The organism is Micromonospora parastrephiae, from assembly GCF_016802865.1.
GTDB lineage: Bacteria > Actinomycetota > Actinomycetes > Mycobacteriales > Micromonosporaceae > Micromonospora > Micromonospora parastrephiae.
In genome coordinates this window covers 1-11,649 of the sequence record NZ_JAEVHM010000176.1, presented here as the reverse complement: position 1 = coordinate 11,649, position 11,649 = coordinate 1, and the positions used below count along the sequence as shown (strand labels likewise).

General features: G+C 72.0%; 7 protein-coding genes and 3 pseudogenes. 5 read left to right on the top strand and 5 right to left on the bottom strand.

Features of this window, described 5'->3' with window-relative positions:
- Positions 1 to 9 precede the first annotated feature (9 nt).
- Together pgm and glgC are read right to left on the bottom strand one after the other, a co-directional pair.
- On the bottom strand, positions 10 to 1,653 hold the full coding sequence (pgm, locus tag JNW91_RS25255; RefSeq protein WP_203177883.1) for a phosphoglucomutase (alpha-D-glucose-1,6-bisphosphate-dependent): 1,644 nt from the start codon (positions 1,651 to 1,653) through the stop codon (positions 10 to 12).
- Positions 1,654 to 1,682: 29 nt separating this feature from the next.
- On the bottom strand, positions 1,683 to 2,915 hold the full coding sequence (gene glgC / locus JNW91_RS25250) for a glucose-1-phosphate adenylyltransferase (protein WP_203177882.1): 1,233 nt from the start codon (positions 2,913 to 2,915) through the stop codon (positions 1,683 to 1,685).
- Positions 2,916 to 2,987: 72 nt separating this feature from the next.
- On the opposite strand from glgC, the gene glgA reads away from it, so the two are divergent.
- Together glgA and JNW91_RS33735 are read left to right on the top strand one after the other, a co-directional pair.
- A complete protein-coding gene (gene glgA / locus JNW91_RS25245; protein ID WP_238425671.1) occupies positions 2,988 to 4,193 on the top strand; it encodes a glycogen synthase in 1,206 nt (401 codons plus the stop codon).
- A gap of 240 nt (positions 4,194 to 4,433) precedes the next feature.
- A pseudogene (locus JNW91_RS33735) lies at positions 4,434 to 4,943 on the top strand (maltotransferase domain-containing protein); the annotation flags it as partial.
- A 191-nt stretch (positions 4,944 to 5,134) separates the two neighbouring features.
- Here the strand turns inward: JNW91_RS33735 and JNW91_RS33730 are convergent.
- Both JNW91_RS33730 and JNW91_RS33725 read right to left on the bottom strand, forming a co-directional pair.
- Positions 5,135 to 5,464, bottom strand: a complete 330-nt coding sequence (locus JNW91_RS33730; protein ID WP_309244482.1) for a hypothetical protein — start codon at positions 5,462 to 5,464, stop codon at positions 5,135 to 5,137.
- Positions 5,465 to 5,704: a hypothetical protein gene (locus JNW91_RS33725; protein WP_309244481.1), complete on the bottom strand. Its 240-nt coding sequence runs from the start codon at positions 5,702 to 5,704 to the stop codon at positions 5,465 to 5,467.
- Between JNW91_RS33725 and JNW91_RS34070 the strand changes: the two are divergent.
- Positions 5,676 to 6,308, top strand: a pseudogene (locus JNW91_RS34070) (alpha-1,4-glucan--maltose-1-phosphate maltosyltransferase); the annotation flags it as partial. The gene JNW91_RS33725 and the pseudogene JNW91_RS34070 sit on opposite strands and share 29 nt — an antisense overlap.
- 187 nt (positions 6,309 to 6,495) lie before the next feature.
- Positions 6,496 to 8,598 (top strand): 1,4-alpha-glucan branching protein GlgB, encoded by a 2,103-nt coding sequence (glgB, locus tag JNW91_RS25235; protein ID WP_203177881.1) that lies wholly within the window; start codon positions 6,496 to 6,498, stop codon positions 8,596 to 8,598.
- Positions 8,599 to 8,617: 19 nt separating this feature from the next.
- Here glgB and JNW91_RS25230 read toward each other — a convergent pair whose 3' ends face one another.
- Entirely contained in the window at positions 8,618 to 9,658 is a 1,041-nt protein-coding gene (locus JNW91_RS25230; protein WP_203177880.1) for an App1 family protein, read from the bottom strand.
- An 84-nt stretch (positions 9,659 to 9,742) separates the two neighbouring features.
- Between JNW91_RS25230 and JNW91_RS25225 the strand changes: the two are divergent.
- Positions 9,743 to 11,401, top strand: a pseudogene (locus JNW91_RS25225) (ArnT family glycosyltransferase).
- Positions 11,402 to 11,649: the final 248 nt, after the last annotated feature.

Genomic DNA, 11,649 nt, shown 5'->3' with positions numbered 1-11,649 from the left:
GCGGGGGGGTCAGGCTTGGGTTAGGGCTTCGTCTACCAGGTTCTTGGCTTCTTGTTGGATCTGCTTGAGGTGGTCGGGGCCCTTGAAGGACTCGGCGTAGATCTTGTAGACGTCCTCGGTGCCGGAGGGCCGTGCGGCGAACCAGCCGGACTCGGTGCTGACCTTCAGACCGCCGATCGGGGCGCCGTTGCCGGGCGCGGTGGTCAACGTCGCGGTGATCGGCTCGCCGGCCAGCTCGGTGGCGGTGACCTGGTCCGGGGAGAGCTTGCCGAGCACGGCCTTCTGCTCGCGGGTGGCCGGGGCGTCGATCCGCGCGTACGCGGGCGCGCCGAACCGCTCGGCCAGCTCCGCCCAGTGCTCGCTCGGCGTGCGCCCCGTGGCGGCCAGGATCTCGGAGGCGAGCAGGCAGAGCAGGATGCCGTCCTTGTCGGTGGTCCAGGTGGAGCCGTCGCGGCGCAAAAAGGACGCCCCGGCGCTCTCCTCACCGCCGAAGCCGACCGCGCCGTCCAGCAGGCCGGGCACGAACCACTTGAAGCCGACCGGCACCTCCAGCAGCGGTCGACCGAGGTCGGCGGCGACCCGGTCGATCATCGAGGAGGAGACCAGGGTCTTGCCCACCGCGGCGGCCGGACCCCAGGCGGTGCGGGTCCGGAACAGGTGACCGATCGCCACCGCCAGGTAGTGGTTGGGGTTCATCAGGCCACCGTCCGGGGTGACGATGCCGTGCCGGTCGGCGTCGGCGTCGTTGCCGGTGGAGATCTGGAAGTCGGCGCGGGCGGCGATCAGCGACGCCATCGCGTTCGGTGACGAGCAGTCCATCCGGATCTTGCCGTCGCCGTCCAGGGTCATGAACCGCCAGGTCGGGTCGACCGTCGGGTTGACCACCGTCAGGTCCAGTCGGTGCCGTTCGGCGATCTCACCCCAGTACGCCACGCTCGCGCCGCCGAGCGGGTCCGCGCCGATCCGGATGCCGGCGTCGCGGACGGCGTCGATGTCGATCGCCGACGGCAGGTCGTCGACGTAGCGGGCGAGGAAGTCGTACTCCCCGGTGGTGTCGGCGGCGCGGGCCCGCGCGTACGTTATCCGGCGGACCTTCTTGAGCCCGGCGGCGAGGATCGCGTTGGCCCGGTCCTGGATCCACCGGGTGACGTCGGTGTCGGCCGGCCCGCCGTTGGTCGGGTTGTACTTGAAGCCGCCGTCGTCCGGCGGGTTGTGCGACGGGGTGATGACGATGCCGTCGGCGAGCCCGCTGGTGCGCCCCCGGTTGTGGGTGAGGATCGCGTGCGACAGCGCCGGGGTGGGCGTGTAACCGTCGCGGCTGTCCACCAGCACGGTGACACCGTTGGCGGCGAGGACCTCCAGGGCGTCCACCGCGGCCGGCGCGGAGAGCGCGTGGGTGTCCCGGGCCAGGAACAGCGGGCCGTCCAGGCCCTGTTCGCGCCGGTAGTCGCAGAGGGCCTGGGTGACCGCCAGGATGTGGTCGGAGTTGAACGCGTTGCGCAGGCTGGAACCCCGGTGGCCGGAGGTGCCGAAGGAGACCTGCTGCGCCGGGTCCGCTGGGTCCGGATGTTCGGCGTAGTAGGCGGTCACCAGGCGCGGCACGTCGACCAGGTCGGCGGGCTCGGCGGGCTGGCCGGCACGGGGATGGGTCACGGGGGTCTACCTCCTTGATAGTGCGACGGTCACGGCTCGACCCGCTGGCCCTTACCGATGACCACGATGCCGTTGTCGGAGACGGTGTAGCGCTGCCGGTCCTTCTCCAGGTCGACGCCGATCTCCGCGCCCTCCGGGACGAACACGTTCTTGTCCAGGATGGCGCGCCGGACCACCGCGTGCCGGCCGATCTCCACACCCTCCATCAGCACCGAACCCTCGACGTGCGCCCAGGAGTGCACCCGTACCTTCGGCGCGACGATCGAGCTCTCCACCAGCGAGCCGGAGATCACCACACCGGGAGAGACCATCGAGCCGACCGCGCGCCCGACCCGCTCGCCCCACTGGTGTACGAACTTCGCCGGCGGCCACGGCGGCTGCTCGGTGTAGATCGGCCACTCGAAGTTGTACATGTTGAACACGGGGTGCACGTTGATCAGATCCATGTGCGCGTCGTAGAACGAGTCGAGCGTCCCGACGTCGCGCCAGTAGCCGCGGTCCCGGTCGGTGCTGCCCGGCACCTCGTTGTCGCGGAAGTCGTAGACGTTCGCCTCGCCCCGCTCCACGAGCATCGGGATGATGCTGCCGCCCATGTCGTGCTTGCTGGACTTGTCCGCCGCGTCGCGCTCGACCGCCTCGCACAGCGCCCGGGTGGTGAAGACGTAGTTGCCCATCGAGGCGTAGATCTCGTCGGGCGAGTCCGGCAGGCCGACCGCGTCGGTGGGCTTCTCGCGGAACGCCCGGATGCGCCGGCCGTCCTCGCCGACCTCGATGACACCGAACTGGTCGGCCATCGACAGCGGTTGGCGGATGCCGGCGACGGTCACCGCGGCGCCGGAGGCGATGTGGTCCTCCACCATCTGCCGCGGGTCCATCCGGTAGATGTGGTCGGCGCCGAAGACGATCACGTAGTCGGGCTGCTCGTCGTTGATGAGGTTGAAGCTCTGGTAGATGGCGTCGGCCGAGCCGGCGAACCACCACGGGCCGCGACGCTGCTGCGCGGGCACCGGGGTGACGTAGTTGCCGAGCAGCGTGGACATCCGCCAGGTCTTGGTGATGTGCCGGTCGAGGGAGTGGGACTTGTACTGGGTCAGCACGACGATCTTGAGATAGCCGGCGTTGGCCAGGTTGGAGAGGACGAAGTCGACCATGCGGTACATCCCGCCGAACGGGACGGCCGGCTTGGCCCGGTCCGTGGTGAGTGGCATCAGGCGCTTGCCCTCCCCACCCGCCAGGACGATCGCGAGCACCTTGGCAGCCATGCCACGACGCTATCCACCCGCGTCGGACTTCACCACTCGTACGGGGACTCTTCTGCACTAGGGTGCGGGGTCATGACGGATCCCACCCCCCTGCGCGTCGATCTGCTCACCCGCGAGTACCCGCCGGAGGTCTACGGCGGCGCGGGCGTGCACGTCGAGTACCTGGCCCGGGAGTTGCGCCGCCGCACCGACGTACGCGTGCACTGCTTCGGTCTGCCGCGCACCGAGCCGGGTGTCACCGCGTACGCCGAGCCGCCCGGCCTGACCGGCGCGAACGCCGCGCTGCGCACGATGGGTGTGGATCTGGAGATGGCCGCCGGCACGGCGGGCACCGACGTGGTGCACAGCCACACCTGGTACGCCAACCTGGCCGGCCACACGGCAAAGCTGTTGCACGGCGTGCCGCACGTGGTGACCGCGCACAGCCTGGAGCCGCTGCGGCCGTGGAAGGCCGAGCAGCTCGGCGGCGGCTACGCGCTCTCCTCGTGGATCGAGCGCACCGCGATGCAGGCCGCCGACGCGGTGATCGCGGTCAGCGGGGGAATGCGCAACGACGTGCTCACCGCCTACCCGCAGATCGACCCGTCGAAGGTCCGGGTGGTCTACAACGGCATCGACACCGTCCAGTACGCCCCGGATCAGGGCACCGACGTGCTCGACCGGCTCGGCGTCGACCCGTCCCGACCCAGCGTCGCCTACGTGGGAAGGATCACCCGGCAGAAGGGCCTGCCCTACCTGCTGCGTGCCGCCCGGGAGTTGCCGGCGGACACGCAGCTCGTGCTGCTCGCCGGCGCGCCGGACACGGCCGAGATCGCCGCGGAGGTGGAGGAGCTGGTGGCCGAGTTGCGGACCAACCGCTCCGGGGTGGTCTGGGTGGCGGAGATGCTGCCGAAGCCGGAGGTGATCCAGGTGCTCACCCACGCCACCGTCTTCGTCTGCCCGTCGGTGTACGAGCCGATGGGCATCGTCAACCTGGAGGCGATGGCCTGCGAGACCGCGGTGGTGGCGACCGCGACGGGCGGCATACCGGAGGTCGTGGCCGGCGACGAGACGGGCCTGCTGGTGCCCATCGAGCAGGCCACCGACGGGTCCGGGACCCCGTTGCAGCCGGAGAAGTTCGTCGCCGACCTGGCGGCGGCGATCAACACGCTGCTCGCCGACCCGGCGCGCACCGAGCGGTTCGGCCTGGCCGGTCGGCGACGCGCCGTGGAGCACTTCTCCTGGGACTCCATCGCCCGCCAGACCCTGGAGGTCTACCGGTCCGTCGGCGCGGCCTGATGAAGACGGCCTGAGGAGACGGACGACATGCGGTGCGCCCACCGAATCCGGAAGGAGCGGTGCTGGGATCGAGGGGGCACCGCGAAGATCCGCACAACTTCGGGGAAACTGCTGCGTCGACGGTGCCCTGAGGCAGCAACTTTCCCGAAAGTGCGCGGATCTTGCCGCGCGGGCCCTGGCGCGGGGCGGACCGGCAGGCTTGGCCGCGCGCGAACTGATCTCGCGCAGTAGGTTGGCGGGGTGACTGGACGGTTCCCGATCGAAGACGTCTCCCCCGTCGTCTCCTGCGGGCGGTACCCGGCCAAGGCGGTGGTCGACGAGCCGGTTCCGGTGTCGGCGCGCGCCTACCGGGAGGGACACGACGCGCTGGGTTGCAACGTGGTGTGGGCCGGTCCGGACGGCGCGACACGGCCGTTCACCCGGATGCGCCCGGGTGAGCCCGGCCAGGACCGCTGGCACGCCACCATCGCACCGGACGCCGTCGGCTCCTGGACCTTTTCCGTCGAAGCGTTCCAGGACCCGTATCTGACCTGGCAGAACGCGGTGACCAAGAAGATCGCCGCCGGGCAGGGGCCGGAGGACCTGGCCAACGACCTGGCCGAGGGCGCGCGGGTGCTCGCCGCCGCCCGCGAGCTGGTGCCGGCCGCCGACCGGGCACGGCTCGCCGCCGCCCTCACCGCGCTGGCCGACACCGACCTGCCGCTGCCGCAGCGGGTCGACCCGGCGCTGGCCCTGGCCGACCTGCTCTGGGAGCACCCGGTGCGGGAGCTGGTCACCGCCGGTGACACGTACTCGATCTGGGTGGACCGCAAGCGGGCGCTCTACTCGGCCTGGTACGAGTTCTTCCCCCGCTCCGAAGGAGCGACGGGCGGCCGGTCCGGCACCTTCGCCACCGCCACCGAGCGGCTGCCGGGCGTCGCCGCGATGGGCTTCGACGTGCTCTACCTGCCGCCGATCCACCCGATCGGCCGGGTCAACCGCAAGGGGCGCAACAACGCGCTCACCGCCGGGCCGACGGATGTGGGCTCGCCGTGGGCGATCGGCGCCGCCGAGGGCGGCCACGACGCGATCCACCCCGACCTGGGTACGCCGGCGGACTTCCGGGCCTTCATCCAGGCGGCGGCGGCACAGGGCCTGGAGGTGGCGATGGACCTGGCGTTGCAGTGCGCGCCCGACCACCCGTGGGTCACCGAGCACCCGGAGTGGTTCACCACCCGGGCCGACGGCAGCATCGCGTACGCGGAGAACCCGCCGAAGAAGTACCAGGACATCTACCCGGTCAACTTCGACAACGAGCCGGAGGGCATCCGCGCCGAGGTGCTGCGGGTGGTGCTGCACTGGGTCGGCGAGGGCATCCGGATCTTCCGGGTGGACAACCCGCACACCAAGCCGTTCGACTTCTGGCACTGGTTGATCGCCGAGGTGAAGCAGGTCGACCCGGACGTGCTGTTCCTGGCCGAGGCGTTCACCCGGCCCGCCATCATGCACGGCCTCGGCAAGATCGGCTTCACGCAGTCGTACACCTATTTCACCTGGCGCACGACGGCCGCCGAGATGCGGGCGTACTGCGAGGAGCTGATCGAGGCGGCCGACTACATGCGGCCCAACTTCTGGCCCAACACGCCGGACATCCTGCACGAGTCGTTGCAGCACGGCGGCCCGCCGATGTTCAAGATCCGGGCGGTGCTGGCCGCGCTGCTCTCCCCCTCCTGGGGCCTGTACGCCGGCTTCGAGCTGTTCGAGCACGTGGCCCGGCCCGGCGCCGAGGAGTACCTGGACAACGAGAAGTACGAGCTGCGTCCGCGGGACTGGGCCGCCGCCGAGGCGCAGGGCCGCTCGCTGGCCCCGTTCCTGGCCACCCTCAACCGGGTACGCCGCGACAATCCGGCCCTGCACCAGCTGCGCAACCTGCGGTTCCACGAGATCGACAACCCGGCGCTGCTCTGCTGGTCCAAGCACGACCCGGAGACCGGCAACGCCGTCATCGTGATCTGCTCGTTCGACTCGCACACGGTGCAGTGGGGCAACACCACCCTGGACATGCCGGAGCTGGGCTTCGACTGGCACGAGCGGTTCACCGTGTACGACGAGTTGACCGGCACCAGCTACGACTGGGGCCAACGCAACGCGGTGCGGCTCGACCCGTACCTGCAACCGGCGCACGTGCTCACCGTGCGCGGCCGACGCCGCCCGCCACGCCGGCGTCCGCCACGAACGTCGCGGCCACGCTCACCGTGGCCGACGTCCCCGCCGACCTGTCCGGCGGTACCGCGCCGACCACCCCCGCTTCGAAGGACGCTCGATGGACCAGCTGATCACCGGCGCGACGCACGACCCGCACGCGCTGCTCGGCGCGCACCCCGCCGACTCCTCGACGACGATCCGCACGATGCGCCGGGGCGCCGGCGACGTGGTGCTGCTCGTCGGCGACGAGCGGCACCCGATGAAGCGGGTGCACGACGTGGGCGTCTTCGAGGCCCAGGTCGACGGCACCGTGCTCGACTACCGGGTGGAGGTCGACGGCGCGGCGCACGACGACCCGTACCGCTATCCGCCGACGCTCGGCGAACTGGACCTGCACCTGATCGGCGAGGGTCGGCACGAGCGGCTGTGGGACGTGCTGGGCGCCCGGGTCTTCGACGAGGGTGTGGCGTTCAGTGTGTGGGCGCCCAACGCCCGCGGGGTGCGAGTGGTCGGCGACTTCACCGGCTGGGGGCCGGACGACGGCTGGCCGATGCGCTCGCTCGGCTCCAGCGGAGTGTGGGAGCTGTTCGTCCCCAACGCCCGCGTCGGTGCCCGCTACAAGTACCGGGTGCTGGGCGCCGACGGGCAGTGGCGGGACAAGGCCGACCCCCTCGCGGCGTACGCGGAGGTGCCGCCGGCCACCGCGTCGGTCGTGCACCACTCGACGTACCGGTGGTCCGACGCGGACTGGCTGGCCCGGCGGGCCGAGCGGCAGCCGCACCAGGAGCCGATGAGCGTCTACGAGGTGCACCTCGGCTCGTGGCGGCCCGGCCTGAACTACCGGGAGCTGGCCGACCAGCTCACCGCGTACGTCACCGAGCTGGGCTTCACCCACGTGGAGTTCCTGCCGGTGATGGAGCACCCGTTCGGCGGTTCCTGGGGCTACCAGGTGACCGGCTACTACGCGCCCACCGCGCGGTTCGGCGACCCGGACGAGTTCCGCCACCTCGTCGACCGGCTGCACGCCGCCGGCATCGGCGTGATCCTCGACTGGGTGCCCGCGCACTTCCCGAAGGACGAGTGGGCGCTGGGGCGCTTCGACGGCACCCCGCTCTACGAACACCCCGACCCGCGACGCGGCGAGCACCCCGACTGGGGCACGTACGTGTTCGACTACGGTCGCCGCGAGGTCCGCAACTTCCTGGTCGCCAACGCGCTCTACTGGTGCGACGAGTTTCACGTCGACGGACTGCGGGTGGACGCGGTCGCCTCGATGCTCTACCTGGACTACTCCCGCGAGCACGGGCAGTGGGTGCCCAACCAGTACGGCGGCCGGGAGAACCTGGAGGCCATCGCGTTCATGCAGGAGGTGAACGCGACCGTCTACAAGCACCACGCCGGCGTCGTGATGATCGCCGAGGAGTCCACCGCCTGGCCGGGGGTCACCCGCGCCACCGCCGAGGGCGGGCTGGGCTTCGGGTTCAAGTGGAACATGGGCTGGATGCACGACACCCTGCTCTACACCTCGAAGGACCCGGTCTACCGCCAGCACCACCACCACCAGCTCACCTTCTCCCTGGCGTACGCCTGGAGCGAGAACTACGTGCTGCCGATCAGCCACGACGAGGTCGTGCACGGCAAGGGCTCACTGGCCGGCAAGATGCCCGGAGACACCTGGCAACGGCTGGCGAACGTGCGGGCGCTGCTGGCGTACATGTGGGCGCACCCCGGCAAGCAGCTGCTGTTCATGGGCTCCGAGATGGCCGACGACCGGGAGTGGAGCGAGGAGCGCGGCCTCGACTGGTACCTGCTGCACGACCCCGCCCGAGCCGGGGTGCAGCGGCTCGTCGGTGACCTCAACCGGGTCTACCGGGACACCCCGGCGCTCTGGGCACAGGACACCGAACCGGCCGGGTTCCGCTGGATCGCCGGAGACGACGTCGCCAACAACACCGTGTCGTTCGTCCGGATCGCCCCGGACGGTTCGACGCTGGTGTGCGTGGCGAACTTCTCCGCCCAGCCGCTGAACGACTACCGGGTCGGCCTTCCGGCCGGCGGCACCTGGACGGAGGTGCTCAACACCGACGCGCAGCACTACGGCGGGTCCGGGGTGGGCAACCTGGGCGAGGTGCGCGCCGAGGACGTGCCGTGGCACGGCATGGTGGCCTCGGCCGCCCTCCAGGTCCCCCCGCTGGGCGCCATCTGGCTCCGCCGGGGCTGACCGGAGGAGGCGCGGCGGCTCAGACCAGGTCGGCGTCGCGCAGCAGTTGCCACAGGCCGGCGCCGTCCGGGGCGGACAGCCACTTCTGCCCCACCGGCCCCGACGACGGGCGGCCGGCCGGGGCGGGCAGGCTACCGGCCAGCACCGACTGCGCCGGGGAGAGCCGGCGGATCGCCACCCCGGCGACGTTCTCCGGGTGGGCGGCGGCGAACTCCCGGTAGATCTCCTGGTCGTGCTGGCCGTCGTCACCGACCAGCAGCCAGCGCACGTGGGGGAACTCCTGGGCCAGCCGGGCCAGGGTGACCCGCTTGTGTTCCCGGCCGCTGCGGAACCACCGGTCGGCCGTGGGCCCCCAGTCGGTGAGCAGCAGCGGCCCGGCCGGGTAGAGGTGCCGGGACAGGAACCGGGTCAGCGTCGGCGCGACGTTCCACGCGCCGGTGGAGAGGTAGAAGACCGGCGAGCCGGGGTGCGCGGTCACCAACCGCTCGTAGAGCACCGCCATGCCGGGCACGGCGGCCCGGGCGTGCTCGTCGAGCACGAACGTGTTCCACGCGGCGAGCAGCGGCCGGGGCAGCGCGGTGACCATCACCGTGTCGTCGATGTCGGAGAGGATGCCGAACGTGACGTCCGGGTCGAGGATGCGTACCGGCGCGTCGACCGGCTCGGCGTCCGGGACGCTGAGCCGGACGGTGCCCCACCCGGGCGGCAGGTCGGCCTCGACCAGCGTGTCGATGAAGCCGCTGCGGTCCGCCCGCGCCTCGTGCCGCACCCCGCCGGCCTCGATGGTCACCGTGACGTGCTTCGCCGGCAGGGTGGTGAAGCTGCGCCAGCCGCGGACCTTGTCCAGGCGGCCCCGCTGTCGGGTGTCCGGACGGCCCAGCAGCACCCGGCACATCACCCGCACCCAACCCGGGGCGCCATAGCCGGTGTACGCGATGATGTTGACCCCCCAGCCGGTGCGGCGCAGGCGGCGCTCCACGAGCTGGTGAACGGCGTCCTCGATCCGCGCTGCCCGGTGCAGGTTCGGAACGGCCAGTTGGCCGGTGGAAGTGGGTGACACGGGCCAACCCTGCCACACGTCGACACCCACGGCCACGCGAGCCGACCCCGACTGCGCCGAACCTCCCCGGCCCGCCCGCCGTCCGTGAAACACTCCGGTCGGGACGACGACGGGGGCGTTGGTCGTGTCGCATGCAGAGCAGCACCGTGGGCGGTGGCGTCCACGACTCGACCGGCCGGCGCTCGTGGCGCTGCTGTTCGGGCTGGTCGGCGTCGTCTACCGGCTGGTCCTGACGCTGTACACGGTGCCGGTGTCGAACAGCGACGAGGCCACCTTCGGCCTCGCCGCGCTGCACATCGGGCAGGGCCGGGAACGTCCGGTCTTCCTGTACGGCCAGCACTACATGGGAATGCTGGAGTCGTACCTGGCGGCGCCGCTGGTCGTCGTGGCCGGGCCGAGCTGGCCGGTGCTGCGGCTGCCGATGCTCGCGCTGTACGCGGTGTTCCTCTACCTGATCCACCGGCTGACCCGTCGGCTCTGCACGCCGTGGTTCGCCGCCTTCGTCGTCGGCCTGCTCGCGCTCGGGCCGGAGCGGGTGGTGCGCGACCAGCTCACCGTCGTCGGGGGGCGGCCGGAGGTGAAGCCGGCGGTGCTGCTGATGCTGCTGATCACCCTGGGGTTGGCGGCCGGCACCGTGCACCGCCGGCGACTCGCCGTCGCGCTGTTCGGCCTGCTCGTCGGGCTGGCCGCCTGGTCGGACTGGCTGATCCTGCCGTACCTGGCGGTGGCCGGGCTGGCGCTGGTGTGGGCGCTGCGGCGGGAGCTTCTCGGCTGGTCCGGTCTGCTGCTGGTGGCGGGCTTCCTGGTCGGGATCGCGCCGATGATCGTCGACAACCTGCGTGCCGGTCCGGGTGAGGACTCGCTGTCGGTGTTCCGGGAGGTCAGCACCAAGGCAGGGCCGTTGCCGCCGTGGTCCGAGCGGGTCCGGGGTGGCCTGCTGGAGGGGGTGCCGCTCGCGCACGGGCTCTGCCCGGTGGACGGCTGCGGGCGCTGGCAGCAGTGGTTCGGGGCGGTGTACCCGCTGCTGCTGGTGGCTGCCGCGGTGCTCGCGGTCCTCGCGTACCGGCGGGCCGCCGGCGGGCCGCGCGGGGAGCGGGTCAAGCCGGTGGTGCAGCTCGCGCTCGTCGCGGGCGCCGCGTTGACCCTGCTGTCGTACGTGCGCAGCCCGCTCGCCGCGACGAGCCCGCTGGACAACGCCCGCTACCTGTCGGTGCTGCAACTGTCGCTGCCGGCGGTGCTCTGGCCGCTGTGGGTGGTGGCGGTCGCCTGCTGGCGGGGCACCGTCGGCGGGCTCGGCCGGCTCACCGGCGCGCTGGCCACCGCCGTGCTGGTCGCGCTGACCGCGACCACGCTGGTGATCACCGTGCTGTTCGTGACGACCGGCACCGCCGCGTCGCGGACCGAGGAGCGCCAGGCCCGGGAACTGGCCGCCGCGCTGCGGGCCGACGGCCCGCACGAGGTGTACGGGGACTACTGGACCTGCAACCGGCTGATCTTCAACACCGACGAGACGGTGGTCTGCGGTGTGCTCGACGCCGACCTGTCCCCCGGGCAGAACCGCTACCTGGCGTACTGGCGGCAGGTCGGCCGGCCGCGCGGCCGGGCTACGTGGTGGAGGTCGACTCCCCGATGGACCGCCGGCTGCGCCGGTTGCTCGCCGACCGGGCCGACGCCGCGCCGGTACGGGAGGTCGGCGGCTATCGCGTGTACCACCCTGACACACCGGTGCGGCCCTGGCGGTAGCGGCGGGTCGTACGCTGGCCGGGCCGGCGCGCGGGGCGCCGCCGTCGCACCCGTCGAGGAGACCCGATGCTCATCCTGCTGCCGCCCTCGGAGGGGAAGGCCGACGCCGGCACCGGACGTCGGTGGGCCCCCGACCGGCTCTCCCTGCCCGAGCTGAACCCGGCCCGCGAGCGGTGCTCGACGCGCTGGTGGCGCTCTGCGCCGGGCCGGACGAGGAGGCGGCGCGGGCCGCGCTCGGGCTCAGCGAG